This is a genomic window from Cohnella ginsengisoli (genome assembly GCF_029525555.1).
In the GTDB taxonomy this organism is placed as follows: Bacteria; Bacillota; Bacilli; order Paenibacillales; family Paenibacillaceae; genus Cohnella; species Cohnella ginsengisoli.
On the sequence record NZ_JAPDHZ010000003.1, the window covers coordinates 707,596 to 721,463 of the forward strand.

At 48.4% G+C, this 13,868-nt stretch carries 31 protein-coding genes; 5 read left to right on the forward strand and 26 right to left on the reverse strand.

Annotation, left to right across the window (positions count from 1 at the left end):
- Positions 1-28: 28 nt before the first annotated feature.
- The 3 genes from OMP38_RS14550 to OMP38_RS14560 form a co-directional block, all read right to left on the reverse strand.
- A complete protein-coding gene (locus OMP38_RS14550) occupies positions 29-718 on the reverse strand; it encodes a DnaA ATPase domain-containing protein (protein ID WP_277565778.1) in 690 nt (229 codons plus the stop codon).
- 13 nt (positions 719-731) lie between these two features.
- Positions 732-1,655, reverse strand: a complete 924-nt coding sequence (locus tag OMP38_RS14555) for a hypothetical protein (protein WP_277565779.1) — start codon at positions 1,653-1,655, stop codon at positions 732-734.
- 238 nt (positions 1,656-1,893) lie between these two features.
- Complete coding sequence (locus OMP38_RS14560) at positions 1,894-2,115, reverse strand: hypothetical protein (RefSeq protein WP_277565780.1); 222 nt, start codon at positions 2,113-2,115, stop codon at positions 1,894-1,896.
- A 136-nt stretch (positions 2,116-2,251) separates the two neighbouring features.
- Between OMP38_RS14560 and OMP38_RS14565 the strand changes: the two genes are divergently transcribed.
- Complete coding sequence (locus OMP38_RS14565) at positions 2,252-2,410, forward strand: hypothetical protein (RefSeq protein ID WP_277565781.1); 159 nt, start codon at positions 2,252-2,254, stop codon at positions 2,408-2,410.
- Positions 2,411-2,914: 504 nt separating this feature from the next.
- Here OMP38_RS14565 and OMP38_RS14570 read toward each other — a convergent pair.
- The 23 genes from OMP38_RS14570 to OMP38_RS14680 form a co-directional block, all read right to left on the reverse strand.
- Positions 2,915-3,172, reverse strand: coding sequence for a hypothetical protein (locus tag OMP38_RS14570; RefSeq protein ID WP_277565782.1), 258 nt, complete (start codon positions 3,170-3,172; stop codon positions 2,915-2,917).
- Positions 3,169-3,684 carry a hypothetical protein gene (locus OMP38_RS14575; protein WP_277565783.1) on the reverse strand — a complete coding sequence of 172 codons (516 nt, stop codon included), beginning with the start codon at positions 3,682-3,684 and terminating at the stop codon, positions 3,169-3,171. The genes OMP38_RS14570 and OMP38_RS14575 overlap by 4 nt, the downstream gene beginning before the upstream one ends.
- Positions 3,677-4,015 (reverse strand): hypothetical protein, encoded by a 339-nt coding sequence (locus tag OMP38_RS14580; RefSeq protein WP_277565784.1) that lies wholly within the window; start codon positions 4,013-4,015, stop codon positions 3,677-3,679. Before OMP38_RS14580 ends, OMP38_RS14575 begins: the two co-directional genes overlap by 8 nt.
- Positions 4,012-4,524 (reverse strand): hypothetical protein, encoded by a 513-nt coding sequence (locus OMP38_RS14585; protein WP_277565785.1) that lies wholly within the window; start codon positions 4,522-4,524, stop codon positions 4,012-4,014. The genes OMP38_RS14580 and OMP38_RS14585 overlap by 4 nt, the downstream gene beginning before the upstream one ends.
- A gap of 16 nt (positions 4,525-4,540) precedes the next feature.
- A complete protein-coding gene (locus tag OMP38_RS14590; RefSeq protein ID WP_277565786.1) occupies positions 4,541-4,714 on the reverse strand; it encodes a hypothetical protein in 174 nt (57 codons plus the stop codon).
- Positions 4,711-5,205 carry a hypothetical protein gene (locus OMP38_RS14595; protein ID WP_277565787.1) on the reverse strand — a complete coding sequence of 165 codons (495 nt, stop codon included), beginning with the start codon at positions 5,203-5,205 and terminating at the stop codon, positions 4,711-4,713. The genes OMP38_RS14590 and OMP38_RS14595 overlap by 4 nt, the downstream gene beginning before the upstream one ends.
- Entirely contained in the window at positions 5,202-5,375 is a 174-nt protein-coding gene (locus OMP38_RS14600) for a hypothetical protein (protein WP_277565788.1), read from the reverse strand. The genes OMP38_RS14595 and OMP38_RS14600 overlap by 4 nt, the downstream gene beginning before the upstream one ends.
- A gap of 105 nt (positions 5,376-5,480) precedes the next feature.
- Positions 5,481-5,714 carry a hypothetical protein gene (locus OMP38_RS14605; protein ID WP_277565789.1) on the reverse strand — a complete coding sequence of 78 codons (234 nt, stop codon included), beginning with the start codon at positions 5,712-5,714 and terminating at the stop codon, positions 5,481-5,483.
- Positions 5,715-5,951: 237 nt separating this feature from the next.
- On the reverse strand, positions 5,952-6,125 hold the full coding sequence (locus tag OMP38_RS14610; protein WP_277565790.1) for a hypothetical protein: 174 nt from the start codon (positions 6,123-6,125) through the stop codon (positions 5,952-5,954).
- A 38-nt stretch (positions 6,126-6,163) separates the two neighbouring features.
- Entirely contained in the window at positions 6,164-6,592 is a 429-nt protein-coding gene (locus tag OMP38_RS14615; RefSeq protein ID WP_277565791.1) for a hypothetical protein, read from the reverse strand.
- A gap of 15 nt (positions 6,593-6,607) precedes the next feature.
- Positions 6,608-7,318: an HNH endonuclease gene (locus tag OMP38_RS14620; RefSeq protein WP_277565792.1), complete on the reverse strand. Its 711-nt coding sequence runs from the start codon at positions 7,316-7,318 to the stop codon at positions 6,608-6,610.
- A 31-nt stretch (positions 7,319-7,349) separates the two neighbouring features.
- The gene (locus OMP38_RS14625; RefSeq protein WP_420869654.1) at positions 7,350-7,745 is read right to left on the reverse strand and encodes a single-stranded DNA-binding protein; all 396 of its coding nucleotides are present in this window, start codon (positions 7,743-7,745) and stop codon (positions 7,350-7,352) included.
- Positions 7,738-8,340 carry an ERF family protein gene (locus OMP38_RS14630; RefSeq protein ID WP_277565793.1) on the reverse strand — a complete coding sequence of 201 codons (603 nt, stop codon included), beginning with the start codon at positions 8,338-8,340 and terminating at the stop codon, positions 7,738-7,740. The genes OMP38_RS14625 and OMP38_RS14630 overlap by 8 nt, the downstream gene beginning before the upstream one ends.
- Positions 8,341-8,364: 24 nt before the next feature.
- A complete protein-coding gene (locus OMP38_RS14635) occupies positions 8,365-8,556 on the reverse strand; it encodes a hypothetical protein (protein WP_277565794.1) in 192 nt (63 codons plus the stop codon).
- Complete coding sequence (locus OMP38_RS14640) at positions 8,553-8,807, reverse strand: hypothetical protein (RefSeq protein WP_277565795.1); 255 nt, start codon at positions 8,805-8,807, stop codon at positions 8,553-8,555. The genes OMP38_RS14635 and OMP38_RS14640 overlap by 4 nt, the downstream gene beginning before the upstream one ends.
- Positions 8,808-8,999 (reverse strand): hypothetical protein, encoded by a 192-nt coding sequence (locus OMP38_RS14645; RefSeq protein ID WP_277565796.1) that lies wholly within the window; start codon positions 8,997-8,999, stop codon positions 8,808-8,810.
- A gap of 249 nt (positions 9,000-9,248) precedes the next feature.
- Positions 9,249-9,455 (reverse strand): hypothetical protein, encoded by a 207-nt coding sequence (locus tag OMP38_RS14650; protein ID WP_277565797.1) that lies wholly within the window; start codon positions 9,453-9,455, stop codon positions 9,249-9,251.
- A gap of 176 nt (positions 9,456-9,631) precedes the next feature.
- Positions 9,632-10,024, reverse strand: a complete 393-nt coding sequence (locus tag OMP38_RS14655; RefSeq protein WP_277565798.1) for a hypothetical protein — start codon at positions 10,022-10,024, stop codon at positions 9,632-9,634.
- Positions 10,025-10,063: 39 nt separating this feature from the next.
- On the reverse strand, positions 10,064-10,243 hold the full coding sequence (locus OMP38_RS14660) for a hypothetical protein (protein WP_277565799.1): 180 nt from the start codon (positions 10,241-10,243) through the stop codon (positions 10,064-10,066).
- 101 nt (positions 10,244-10,344) lie between these two features.
- Complete coding sequence (locus tag OMP38_RS14665) at positions 10,345-10,467, reverse strand: hypothetical protein (protein ID WP_277565800.1); 123 nt, start codon at positions 10,465-10,467, stop codon at positions 10,345-10,347.
- A gap of 12 nt (positions 10,468-10,479) precedes the next feature.
- A complete protein-coding gene (locus tag OMP38_RS14670; RefSeq protein WP_277565801.1) occupies positions 10,480-10,839 on the reverse strand; it encodes an ORF6C domain-containing protein in 360 nt (119 codons plus the stop codon).
- A 12-nt stretch (positions 10,840-10,851) separates the two neighbouring features.
- A complete protein-coding gene (locus OMP38_RS14675; RefSeq protein WP_277565802.1) occupies positions 10,852-11,730 on the reverse strand; it encodes a DUF3102 domain-containing protein in 879 nt (292 codons plus the stop codon).
- Between the two features lie 45 nt (positions 11,731-11,775).
- Positions 11,776-12,000, reverse strand: a complete 225-nt coding sequence (locus OMP38_RS14680; RefSeq protein WP_277565803.1) for a helix-turn-helix domain-containing protein — start codon at positions 11,998-12,000, stop codon at positions 11,776-11,778.
- Between the two features lie 152 nt (positions 12,001-12,152).
- Here OMP38_RS14680 and OMP38_RS14685 point away from each other — a divergent pair, with 152 nt between their 5' ends.
- The 4 genes from OMP38_RS14685 to OMP38_RS14700 all read left to right on the forward strand — a co-directional run bounded on the left by OMP38_RS14685 (position 12,153) and on the right by OMP38_RS14700 (position 13,813).
- Positions 12,153-12,434: a helix-turn-helix domain-containing protein gene (locus OMP38_RS14685; RefSeq protein WP_277566815.1), complete on the forward strand. Its 282-nt coding sequence runs from the start codon at positions 12,153-12,155 to the stop codon at positions 12,432-12,434.
- 252 nt (positions 12,435-12,686) lie between these two features.
- Positions 12,687-12,914, forward strand: a complete 228-nt coding sequence (locus OMP38_RS14690) for a helix-turn-helix domain-containing protein (RefSeq protein ID WP_277565804.1) — start codon at positions 12,687-12,689, stop codon at positions 12,912-12,914.
- A 228-nt stretch (positions 12,915-13,142) separates the two neighbouring features.
- Positions 13,143-13,433, forward strand: a complete 291-nt coding sequence (locus OMP38_RS14695) for a hypothetical protein (RefSeq protein ID WP_277565805.1) — start codon at positions 13,143-13,145, stop codon at positions 13,431-13,433.
- A 20-nt stretch (positions 13,434-13,453) separates the two neighbouring features.
- Positions 13,454-13,813 (forward strand): hypothetical protein, encoded by a 360-nt coding sequence (locus tag OMP38_RS14700; protein WP_277565806.1) that lies wholly within the window; start codon positions 13,454-13,456, stop codon positions 13,811-13,813.
- The last annotated feature ends 55 nt before the right edge of the window (positions 13,814-13,868 follow it).

A 13,868-nucleotide genomic window follows, 5' to 3' on the forward strand; every position in this document is an offset into this window, starting at 1 on the left:
TCGCCATCCCGAAACCTATTTTTATGTTTCACGCTGGCTTCCGCCTCCTGTCCTTTCCGATCATCTCGATCATGACCGACTTCCCTAAGATCCGGCTTGCAATCTTGCCGCCGTTCTCCGGCAGTTTTTTCTCTATCCGTCCCGTTGCGTAGTTGCTGGTGATGATTGTGATTTTGTTCTCGTTATAGCGTGAGTCGATGATGCTGTAGAGCTTACCCTCGGACCAATCGGTATAGTTCGCCGAGAATAAGTCGTCGATCATGAGAATAGGAATGGTGTAATAGCGGCGAAGCACGTCCATTTCGTTTTCCTCGGACTTGCGTTGGTATGTCGCCTTGATCTCCCCGAACAGCGTTTCCTCCGCAACGTAGATTGCCGGGATGTTTCGATAGGCTAGGGCGTTCGCAATGCACTGCATGAGATACGTCTTGCCGGTTCCGTACGCGCTCATTTTCATGCCTTGCGCCTTTGTCGTGTCAGCGTGAATGTACAGCCACGTGCCTTCTTCCTGGTGCGCTTTGATATGCCGAACAAAATCTGCAGCCGCGCCCATGGCGTCCTTGTTGTACGCATCGATAATGGCGTTTTGAAAGGTGTACTCTTTTGCCTGCTTGTTAAACGTGATATTGGCCGCGTATTTCTCGTTCATTTTGTCGTAATGGCATTCACACGTAATCACGGATGCCGTCTCGTATTTCATAGGCTTGCCCTTGTACATGTAGGTCGGGTCTTCATGTGTTGTGAATGTACTCCTCGAGCCGCTGTCGTTGCACTTCAGACATTTTATCGAAGTTTGGTCGGATGACATTGGCGAGGTCGTCGTCCCGTAACGCAGCTTGTCGATCCTCTTCTGTATGTCCCCGAGCATTTCGCCCATACTTTGCATTGCTTCCTCCCCTTTCCATCTGGATTACGAGCTTGTCCCATTTCTCTCGAAGCGTCTTGGCGCTCAGTATGTTGCCTGACCAAAACGTGTCCTTCACAACCCATTCGATGACTCGGGCTATGTGTATCGGTTCGCGTCCGTCGGATTCGATCAGTTTGCGCATATCGTCAGCCCAATTTTGAAGATTGGGCTTCCTGATCTCCTTCACGTGCAGATTGATCTGATCATAAAGATACTTGGCAGACAGATAAGCAACTTCGGATTCGTCGTAAACTCGTTTGCGACTATTGGTTTTAGGTTCTTTATTTTCCTTATTATCATTCTTTACATTCTTATTATTGTTCCCCGACTGTTCCTCCACTGTTCCCCGACTGTTCCCCGACTGTTCCAAGTTCCGTTCCAAGTTCTGTTTTTGCGAACCTCCGAACCCTTGGTACTGATCGTAATTCAGCACTGTGAACACTGTTCCAAGTTCATGCGATCTCGTGCATATCCTCTGCGATGCTTCTAACCTCTTAATGCAACGGCTTATCACGGACGTTGAGTACGTTTTGATCTGCCGATTCTCGACGTAGGTTAGATCTTCTTGAATTTTGCGGATGGATCTGCACCATTCTCCACGTTGCAAAACCAAGTCCTCCGCAAGCCTCACGCCTTCTTCTGCGAATACGGCTTGTCCATATATCAGGAAGAATAGGCGGAAATCAACAATGTTCTTCCAGATTGGATTGTCGAATATATCTCTGCTTGTCTGAAAAGAACCACCCACGGCTTACACCGCCTTGTTATCAGCCACGTCATTGCGGATCAGGTACATGATGTATTCCGTTCGCGTCTTGAAGTTTTCGGCTTGCCACCGAGCGTCGATGCGGGCCAAAAAAGTTACGGTCAACCCGCATCAGTACCGTAGCCGATTTCATGGGATCGCCTCCATTATGTGATTTGGTTTATGTTCCAGGCGTAAGCATCAGGCTTTTTCGAGAGGAAGATTCTTTCTGCATCCTCTTTTATGGGTTCAACATCTTTCTAGTCCATTTGGACAAGTAATCATCGTTGATGAAATGCAGGTCGTTATCTTCTGCGAAGAAAAGGTCGCCTGTTTCAATTTCGAAAGCAGCAGTGCGTGTTCCATCAGTGTAGAAGAGATAGTTTCCGTCTTCCGATCCTTCCACATAGTTAAATGGCTTAATGAATGTGTCGTTCAAGAAAAACTCAACTTTCTCTACCATGGTTATTCGCTCCCTTTAATCTGATAATCGCATTGTATCACATAGTATGTGATAGTGTATATACGATGTGATGTTCTGACTCAAAAAAAATTGGATATGATACAATGTGATACAAATCGTCTTAGGAAGTGAGTTTATGGCGCAGGAGCAATTCAATAAAACGCGTACAACCATTACGTTAGATACTCAGGTATATAAAGAAATACTTAAGGCAGCTCAGGAAGATGAACGATCAGTTAGTTATCTGATTAACAAAGTAATGACTGAGTGGGCCAAGGAGAGAGAGGAAAAGTAACTCTCTGCTCCTTGCAGCGAAGCTGCCATCGAGTCGACCGAAATACTCAGCGTAGCGGCGGCCGTATCAGCGTTTTAACGCCCTTCTAGCCGCGTATCGAAGCATGAAACTTATCAGGTACACATAGTTATGCTTCATGGTGTTCCGGCCCCGGCTTATAGGTCATAGGCTCGGTACTGGTCATAGTGTTGGCTCCTTCTTCTTGCGGCTTCTTCCTCGTCCGCCAATCCTTACGTAGACTTTTCCGCCACAAATTAATATTCCGATGCCACTAGTGAGGGTCAGGAAGCCAACGCACCAGATTATCCGATCGTATACGGTCATAGTGTCTTTCCTCCCTCAATCCTCCGATAGGCGTTTAATGCTTGTTCAAGCGCGGTAAGCTCGTCCGGGGCATCCATGATCCGAAGCTTATTCGTACCTGTCACCTCGGGCAGCGCCGGCAGGAAGCACCATTTACCTTCGTGCCTGACTTGCGGATGCCAGAGCGTAAACGTCGTCCTCTCAGCGGTGTTCAGGTATGTTTTTTTGGATTGCTCTGATATTTTGTTTCATTCCTCCTCCCCCCTCAACCTGCCATGAGTACTTTTTTCCATGCAACGCCGTATCGAGCAGGTGCTTTAGGTTCAAAGCTTCGTCCGTGTCGAGTATCATCACTGTCGCATTTCCGTTCATCATGCGGATAAACGACTCACCCTCGAAAGATAGATGCTCGGCGGTATATGACCCATTCTTGCTGATTTGTGAACTTGCTATGATCATTCCTTCTCCCCCTGTTCCAGTAGATGGGGAGAGCCAACTATTTCGTATTTGCGCTTAGCGCTGAATGGCTTGGTTAAATTGTTGGTGATGATTCGAGGCTGGTCGGATCGCCTGCCTTCGCCCCAAAAGTAGCTCTCATATTTCGTGCATTGATCGGTCTTCACAATCCAAGTAAGCATGCCATCGTGTTCGCCTCTAGCGATGACTCCCGTGACTTCTATGTCACTATATTCAGCATAAGTATCGTAGCCTCGTCTTTTGTACTTCACTCTCGTTCCTGTTTGCTCTTTGGAGATGTATTTGACGGTATCGCCTTCAAAATACTCAACACCGTCTCGTTCCGCGATCATCTGCCCTACCGTTTCGGGATCGACTACATACGCTGTACCTTCAGAATGGATCGAATATGATTTATGCGTCCCGTGAAGGGCGGTAGTATAGGTATTAACGACAAGGTAACCGTATACCCATTCGCCGTCTTTCTTCAGTCCCCGGAATTTATACTCACGCATTGGTATCTTCCTTCCTGATTAGAGGTCCTGCGAACGTGTATATCGTGTCTCCCGGCTCGGCGTAATCCACTTCTCCATGAACGTCCGGGTCATAGGAGACAGGCTCGATTAGCCCCATCTCCTCCGCTGTGCCTTGCACGTCGCCGCCATCAATACTCCAACATAAATCGCTGATAAACTTGCGTAAAAACGTGCGCATAAGCTCGTTGTCGGCCTCTAGCGCCTCTACCTCGGCCTCTAACCGATTCGCCTGCTCTGCCCTGTCTTGCAGCCACAGCAGCGTCCCATAGCCCGGTAACGAGCCTCTAGCCATGTATGGTTGTTCGCTCATGTGTTTGGCTCCTTTAGGGATAGCTTGGCCTCCAACTCGCCCAATTCCTTTGCCTGCTCCATCGTGATCGCATGATACTCGTCGACGGACCGCTCGGCTGCTTGTGCTGCGTGTTTCAGAACTTTGATCTCGGCAGTCTGCCGGGCGATTGTGGCGTCTCTCTCGGCTATCTGGGCGTCCTTTCCCGCAAACGCAAGCTCTGCGAAGTCGTAATCCTTTCGGATAAGCTCGGCGGCTTCTTTGTACGCCTTTATCTCCGTATCCTTGGCGTCTAGCTGGGCTTGTAGGAGTGCGTTGTGCGCCTCCGCCGCCTCTAGTGCGAGGCCCAGATGAACGGAATGTTCCGCGGTCTGCCATCCGGCATGCGTCGCCGCGTCAAAGTGAACTTTGTATTCGTCTAGCTGGTCTAGGAGATAGAGGAGCATCTCCTGACGGTCTGCCCATGATCCTAAAGGCTCCTTCACTTCCTGCCGTATCGTGTCCAGGTTAATATGGGTGTCATCGCTCATTTGGAGTCTGCTCCCTTCAAAATGTCTCGCCCATCAAGACTCCGGCGGCGATGCATAAAGCGATGATGAGGTACAACATAAATCCCTTCGCGAAGCCATAGTTGCCGCTACTCTTGGAATCGTCAATGTAAAACCCGATGACCCCGATGAGCAAAACGACGATGATTGCGAGCATAGTAGTGCCGCTCATTCCGTCTCTTCCTCCTCTGTGCTGGACAGCATCAACCGCGTCGAGCTGATACTTGGTCCGGGCTGGTCCTCTGTGCTATTGACGCCGGGATTAACAGGCATTCCGCATCCCCCGGACCGTTCATCGTGGCGCTCGTCATAGGTGACGGCTTCAGGCGGTACAGTTTCTTTGCACCGTGCGCAGTACCATCCACTAGGCTGTATGTCCGTCTGGGAGAGGGCTTGGTCGATAAAGGCGCGTACCACGTTGATAGCTGCGCCCGGATTGTTCCATGCGTCAAACTCCGCTCGTATCGTCTCCAGCGCTTCGCGGTATCTCTGCGCCTCCCGGTATCCCTGTACCGGGGTGGATGGGGTGGGTTCGTCATATTTGCCCGAATTGACTGCGTTGTAAATTTCTTTGATCTTGGCCGATACCGCCCCGTACGGAGTGTTAACGAATTGTGTATCGAGATCGTACAGCAGCTTCTGCTTGTTTACCGTATCCGTCATGATTGGGGTGCCTCCTCTACCTGCTGCTGGATCGTAACCGTGATGCCTTCTCCAGACCATGGCGTATGAGTCACGAACTCCTCGAATGCTACGTCGATCGTTTTGCCTTCGTATTGTTCCCTAGCAATCGGTACGCCGACGTCGTTGTATAGCGTGATGAGCCAGTTCATCCGTATATGCCTCCTTAGGGCTTAGCCCTTTTATGATCTAGACCTGGGTCGGCCTCCACTGCGTTAAGTATTTCGGTCGACTCGATGGCAGCTTCGCTGCAAGACCTAATCGTTCTCAGGGTCGTATTCGTAAGACGTCTGGACAAGTTGGTAGTCTTCCTCATCCAGTACATCCTTCGCCACTTGGCACCAGTAGCCGAGGTCGTTAACGGCGTCTGCCATTTCAACGATAGCCCGTTCCTGGTCAATCACCGTGCCGTCCAATGTCCAGACTCCATGTTCGTTCCGCTCAAGCGTGTGAGCACCCTTCTTTTTCAAAGCTACCTTGAGTTGTTGCATACCGATTCCTCCTGTTAATTGTTTTCTATCCGCGAACATGCGTTTGGTTTATAATCCAGTTGAGGTGTACATAATGACCGAACTCGCTTACCAATTTTGTGCCGAGAACGAACATACGTCCGATATGGTGAGACGCTTTGAGCGCTTTCTGATCGCCCGTCTCACCCCTGCTGATGTGATGAGGATTGAGGTTAAGGCGTTTAGGGATGTGCTGGATGTGTTGGCGGTTAGTGGGCCTTAAAAGATGATCAAGCTTTCGTACGACTTCGATTCAATCAGCCTTTTCAGCTTCGCATATGCCTTGCGGCGCTTCACTTCGTCCGACTCGCCTTCGTCACATGCGATCCAGACCTTGATGGTCCCGATATCGTACGCCGGGTGAATTCTAAGCTCTACGGCTTCACCTTTCATATCTCTATCTCCCTTTATGGATGAGTTGGGGGGTTAAATCAGGATTCGGCTGCCGCTTCGCTAGGTTGTTCGGTCGACTCGGAGCTTTCAGGCGTCCAGTTCTCCATTTCGGCCGGGTCATACTCTGCGAGATCCCGGTCCAGTTCGGCGAGCTGTTTGGTCAGCTTCGCCTTCTTTTCGACCAATGCGTCATAGCGGTCTTTGTCATCCCACTTTTCGAGGTATTCGACGACCGCCTTGATCTTGGGCTGATCCGTGTTGAAAAAGTAGGAGTCGATGACTTCTTGCAGTTTGAGCGCTACTTCGTACGGCGTTCCCGTCCATGTGTAGTCTTTCTCGATGTCGATCAAAAACGAGCGTTGCAGTCCTTCCGGCGCATCTGGACGAAACGTGAATACATATTGTCCGCTGACCTGGGATGGATTGAGCCAGTTGTATTTTCCTTCGCTTCGGTAAACTCGGTTCATTTGTCTTATCTCCCTTTATGCGCCTTTGCGCAGGTATTTGCCGTACTGGATGAGCCATTCGCGGCCGGCTCGTGTGTAGTCCGCGAAATTGTGGCATGTGCCGGAATTAACCGATGGGCCGCAGAGCATTGCGATATCTTCCGCCGTCGTCTCTTCAAGATGCCTGCGCCTGACGATGTGTGCGGCCTCTAGGCCCCAACGTTGCCCCGATGGATCAACTGACCCGTCTATGTATCCGCAACGTTCACAGCAGCCGCCAGCGCGCTCATACGCTTCCTGGTAGACTTCGGGACGCACCCGGCCACGATCACGTAACCGGGGCGCGTTCCGTTTGTGCTTTACCTTGGGCTTGTCTACCTTGTTCCAACGGGTTTGATGGGCTTTGGAGTACATCATGCCGCTGTTTCCTCCTGTATCCGAAGCACGCTTTGTAGCGCCGATAAAGTGGATTTGAGAGCCGCCATGGACTCCATAGCCGCCTTGAACTTCACCTCTGCCGCGTCTCGTTCGAACAGCAGATCGGCGACGTTCCCCCCGAGCAACGTCATTGATGAGAGTGGCTGGCATCTTCTCCTCTTTCAGTTTGAGAATTTCCATCATCAAAGCGCGGCGGTATACCCGTTCCGACTCGGCCTTCTCCTTGCCTAGGAAAAATATCTCCTTGGAGGCGTTCTGGAGCCTGTGAGCCGTGTCCATGATTTCCTTGGTAATAGTGAGTAGCTCCATGTTTCAACGCCTCCTAGGGGCCTTTAGACGGTCAGAATGGCAAATCGTCATCATCTGGTGGCGGCGGTGCGTTCCGATCCTGCGATTGATTGCCGCCGTTCTGCTGCTTTTGCTCGAGGAACTCGACACGGTCGACGATGACCTCAGTCACATACACCTTGCGGCCTTCGTTGTTCTCGTAGTTTCGGACCTGAATGCGACCCTCGACTGCGAACTTATGTCCCTTCTTGATGTAATTGGCGCAAGTCTCGGCAAGCTGCTTGAAGGCGACGAGGTTGATAAAGTCGGCCTCTTTCTCCTTGCCTTGTGCGACCGGCCGATCAACAGCGATCGTTCCATTTGCGATGCCCGTTCCGCTGGGGCTGTATTTCAGTTCAAAATCCTTGGTAGCTCGTCCGATCAAGATAACCCGGTTCAATTTAAGCACTCTCCTTTAGTTCTTCAATGCGCTTATCAAGCGTCGTTTCCATGTCTTCGAACGTCTTGCCTTTCTCCTGCTGGGCCGTCATCCACTCGTCAAAGCCTTTCATGTCGCCTTTAGCAAGCTTCCACTTGGCCCGGAGTGCTGGCGGCGGCTTCTTGGCTTCTTCCTCTGCCTTGCGTTGCTTATCGTCCAGTTCGGCGCTACTGATCTTGTCAGGATCTTCGCCGGTAGGAATCGCAAACGTGCGGAGAAACAGGTATTTATAGCTGTAGGTCATGGCCTTACCGACGCCCTTATCCTGCGTATCTGCGCCGGTTCCCGAGCTGACGATGATCTCGTATTCACCGGTGTCGATGTCGATGATTTTGTACTCGGTGTCTACCGTTGAAAGGGTGCCTTCACGCTTGTGGGATTGCTTCACGGGGATGATGATTAGGCCGTTCTGGATGAGGCTTGCACGAACCGTAGAGGTGACTTTCTCTTCTGAGATTGCTTTATATTTGGTGTTATTGAACTCTACTTTGTCGTCTTTGGAGAGGTAAGATACTTCTTTCATGACGTTGCTGATCTTCTTATAGAGCGAGGTTTTGTCGGACATGTCGGTATCTCCTTCCGTCACCAGTTAAGATCGTGTATACTTTGGTTGTGTGATTTCCAAGGCTCCGGTGCAACGGAGCTTTTTTTGATTGTTCAAAATGCGCTGCATATCCTTGAGATATGAACCAACGGCATCCATCTGTCCGCTTTCGTACCAGTCCTCGGCGTCGCTAACCAGTCTGCAAAGCGTGAAGAAGTCGTTATCCGGCACGTTCACTTGCCCCATCTCCTTATCAGTTGATCCCGGCGCTTCCGGGCTAACCAAACCTTCATTCGACGGCTACGGGTGTGCTTTGCGAGGGTGAGATAAAGGTTCACGACTTCCGATATACCTTCCTCGGCTTCTTCCTCAGACTTAACGTCCATCATGTCGTACATCATGCGGTCGAGCTGCTTGATCGTCTCAACGTCCAGTCCCAAGCGTTTAGCTGCCAAGATCATGTAGCCGATTGCTGCTGAATTGTTCATCTACATCCCATCCCCGACGATCTCGCCCGTCTCTTCATCTGCGTAAAGGTAGCCATCGATCTCCAATCCGCACCCATCGCAAGCGTCATACTTCACGTCTACATAGTGGTAAGGGTCAAACGGATACTCGCGGCGATAACCCTGCACAATCGGTTGATGACAGCACTTGCTGACAATATTGAAGTTGTTCATGCTTCCCTCCGTATGCTGGGCTTGATCAGGCCAGTGTCAAAACGTGCCGGGCCTTTGGCTGTCGTTCTCTTAAAGCCGTAATTCCAAGGGCGTCGTGCAAAGTGTGTCTTGAGTTCTTGAAATTGGCGATCTTTCGTTGGCATCTTCATTACCTCCCAAGTGAATTTTTAATGTCGACTAGCAAGAATATGATTGCCATAAGCTGCATAGTGACGATGCATAACATGACGTTCATGCTGCTTTGGTATTTCATGCCGTCTGCCTCCATTCGACCGGCTGCTCAGCAGCCTCACGTTCTTCACGCGCTTGTTTATCCTCTTCCCAATCGAGAAGCGCCTCGCGCCCATACTCGCCAACGATGTCCAAGAAGTCACGGCCAGCGAATGCCGGGTTCTGAGGATTCAACATGAACCGCGCCATGGCTTCCATCACTCTGTCAATCGCACGTTCATTCATCGTCTCTGCTCCTCATCAAGGCATTTTGTGCATTGGCATCTCAAGAACCCTCTGACCAGAATCATTTCGTAAAATCTCTTATGCTTTTCGCAATATGGCGGCATCTACTTACCTTCACCTCTCCCAAATTGATGGTGTACCTTGTGTCCCGGCCGGCGCGTTTCGTATTTACTCATCTAAATCGCCTCCGATTCATCATCAAAATCCACGTCAAGCGCACATTCATGGATGAAGAATTCCTTTCCGCAGTTGCACTTGCAAAGGTATCCGTCGTCCGATGAATAGCGACCTGGATAACCGTTAATCCATTGCATCTTCAAATCCTTGCTACCGCAGGAACAGGTGAATCCGTAATTATTGGGTTCCCAGTCGTCATGTTCAGGCTCGACATCAAGGAATCGGTACATTTCGTCTTCATCCATGCTTGCGGCTTGCTCAACCGTAAGCCCTTCGAAGCGAACCAAGTCGGCGCGGCAATTCATTTCCACTTCGGAGAAGTCGAGGATTCCCTGATTTAGCTTTGCGATATGGGCTTTCAGCAGTTCCGGGGATACTTTCATGGTCAACATTTTCATCGCTCCTTTTGGCTTCGAGTCGACCGAATCAGCTTAACGAAGTGGGGGCCGGATCAGCTTACTTTTTTGAATCCATCCTTCCGAGTAAGCAATCCGCATAAAGCAAGATTCTTCATACACCCACTCGCCCTCATGCGTCCGAAACTCCTTCACCTGGATCTTCCGATTGCAGCCGCACTTGCAGATGGGGTCCAGTTCCACCAGCTTGGACATGCTCGTCCACCTCCATAAGTTGTTCTAGCGTCATCCGGTACTTTGCACGAAAGGTTGCGATCATGTGGTCTATTGCGGTGTCTTCTTCGGTGCACACCACGTTAAGCGCCCTTCTCTGCCTTTTCTGCTGCTTTAGCTTGCGCTTTCCTTATTGCTGCTTTAGCGAGGATTTCACATACGATGTCTTGCGTTTCTTTGGGGAAGTCGTATATGGATTTGCTCATGGTGGGCCTCCTTTAGGCTGCTTCGGCGATGGGACGCCATTTATCAATGAAATCAAGCGCTTGGTCGTATAGCATCGCCGGAGTGTCGCGGTAGGTTGTAATGCCGAAGTTATTCCAGTAGGCATGCCATAGTTTGCGAATAGTGCCGCGATAGTGTTCCTTGTAACGGGGTGAGTCTTTGCCGCCGAGGATTGTCGTTACGTGACGTTCTGCGCGTTGTTTGATGTTGAGCGAAGCACGAGAGTCAACCGTCATCGTCTTTTCGATTTTTGTAATGCGCGTCTCGTGGTCTTCCGCTTTACCGATAAGATTGCGGCTCATTTCGAGCAGGATCTGGAGCTCTTGTGCTGGCGTTACGAGTTGCTTAGACATTGAAATTCCTCCCTAAGATACTTTGATATGAGTTTTTTCCTTCCAATCGCGGAAGATCTGGTCAATGACATCGTTGAATTCTTTCAGAAAAGCGTCTACTGACTCGTGAGCTTGTGGCGTAGATCCGGTTTGTTCAAAGAAGTATTTGGCGTTGTAGTGCTCTTGGTTAACCTGTGAAAGAATGTTCTTGAACGATTCCCTCATCTTCCGAATGGCATGGAAGTCATTTTGTTGCTGGGATGTCTTCTCTGCATGTTCGTGTTTCAGGTTATTAATTTCACGCTGGAGTTTTACGTTGTCGGCGTTAAGTTGCTGAGCAATGACCGCTTGTTGCTTTAAGTCTTGATAGTCCGATGGGATCTTCTCGACTACTCGCGTCTCCACTCGCGGCGGCTGATTCTTTACGGAGTTGAATAGCTTCTCTGCGTGGAGCGCTCGGTTTCGCTCGGTGTCGGCTGTAGCTTCGGCTTGTGCCGCTCGTCGCTCGGCTTCTTGGAGGGCTTTCTTAACTTCGCGAAGCTCCTTGACTGTCATGTCGTCGACTGTCTTCTGTTCTCCAGTTGATGGGATCGTTTGCGGCTCGGTGATGAATTGTTGGCGGTCTACTGATTCTGGAAGCGAGAGCATTTCGAATATCTTCCCTGTCGGCAAAGCGGTAGACGTCTGCCGATTTCCAAATTGCTCATAAGCTTGCATCATCGCCCTAGCCGTTCTCGGATTCATATCTACCGAGCAAAGCCATGATTCCCATTGACCATGAGCAAGATCATTTTCCTTTACATGCTTAAGTCTCTTGCCGATCTCGAATACCGCTTGTCCTGCTACTTGTTTGTAACTGTTGATCTCGGCCGTTATCTCGATCAGATCATCTGATAAAGCCAGTTGAGACAAATAGTTCACCGCCTTGACTATTCGAGGTATAATTTGGAATGGTGTTTATGCGCCTATTTTATTCGAATTGTGTAACTTTTCGTCAGAAGAAAGCTCAGCTACGTCAACTCCAAGGATTTCTGCAATGATTACAGCGTTTTTAAGGCTTAAACCGTTCCTCCCCATCTCTATGTTGGCGTATCCGCTGGGGTGAGCATAGCCTAACTTCTTAGATATAAACGATTGACTTACTCCTTTTTGCAATCTTAGTTGTCGCAATTTCTTGTTCATCTCATCACCTCGATTATTCGTTTCGTGTAACTTCTAAACGTAGAATATCATACACATAAAGTGTAAGTCAACACTTATCGTGTAACTAAATATATTATCCGTGTAACGGTGGTACAATTAAATATTGAATAGGAGGTGCGTTCTGAGTGTCCATGCTTGGGGATAGACTGAAGAAAGAAAGAGAGAAACGAGGATGGACTAAAAAGTATGCGGCCGATCGGCTCGGCCTCAAACAGATGAGTACGTATGCTAATTATGAATATGGATTGAGAGATCCAGACACCGAAATGTTGGTGAAGTTGGCGTCGTTGTATGAAACTTCGACCGATTATTTAATGGGCTCCGTTGACGATCCTCAGCACAGAGACGCTATTAGCGAGCTCCATGAAGATATTAATATTAAAACTACAGAGGACATCCTAAAAAAAATATAATATTAAAGTAGATGGAAAAGAGCTTACCGAAGACGAGGCTAGGGGCGTTTTGGCTTTTTTTACGGACGAATCGCTCTTTAAACTAATCCACTTTTCATAAAGTCCATATCGCTTTAGATACTCAATTAAATCAACTTCTTTCTTTTTGTTTTCCATAAGCACACCGCCCCTGTTAGTATAGTCCAATAATATACGAACATGCGTTTGCGTACAAGAGAACATAAATATACCAATTGAATAAGGAGCAGATCGATGCGGGTTACGCCCGGTCGGTGCCTGCTTCGTCAACTGCTTAAAGAAAAACGGATGACCCAGTTATGGCTTTGCGAACAAACGGGGATTTCTCAGGCGAATATGTCAGCCTATGTATCAGGCAGGAAAAAGATGGGCGTTGTTACCATGAAGACGCTTTCAACTTTATTGGAAGTACCAATGGACGATTTGTACGAATGGGAAGTTGACGACGGGCACGGAGAGTAATTCTCCACCCGACCCGGTAGCGACTTGTATGAAAGTACAAGTTCATAAAAGCGCATCAAATGTTGATAAACCCAATTATATAGCGAATGAATCAGAATATTCAGGGACTTTTGGTATATTTAAGATTACTCGCTTGACTTTTCCGGAAATTTTGTAAGTGGGACTATAAAATACATAAGATTGACTTCCGATATGTAAAACAAACAAATATTTCATAGGAGAACTTCTATGCGTAGGATACTAACAACACTCTTTGCATTGGTCTTCGTATTAACAGCATGTGGGCAAAATAGGTTTGAAAAAGAAATGAGGTCGGCAAAAGACAATTTGCTGGAAGGCAATTACACCGAGGCGAAGTCTAGTTTAGAAATTGCGTTGATAGAAGATCCGAATAACAAAGACGCATTAGCTCTATTAGAAAAAGCTAAACAGTACATTCTTCTAGAGGAAAAAAAAGAAATATGTAGCGGATTCCCAAAAAAGCATACGAAAACCTTAGCAAAATTGCTTCAGAACTGAATTATCCAAACATCGATTACATGGAACCTGCAGATGCTGATATGTTACTGAAAAAAGTAAACCAAGTTGTTGCTGAATCCAAAAGTTTAAACGATATTTGGTCGAGCGATAAAGATACTATGGATTCAGCGGATAATTTATATCAGGCAGCTAAGTCACTATTTGAAGTAGTCGCTTTACTTAAAGATAATATTCATGAGGAGGCCAAGCCTGCAAACAATGGTTCATCGTTACAATCAAAGTACGATCAAGTTCGCGCTAGTTTGCTTTCTAACGATTCTGTAGTTAGGGCGAAAAGAGAGTATGAAACATATTTATTAATTACAAATGAATTTGAGCAAAGCCATTCTAAACTCGCTAATATAATTGAAAACAAATAACCCCCGCTCGGGGGGTTTTCTTATATCCGTGTATCTGCGTAGAATGATATTACTT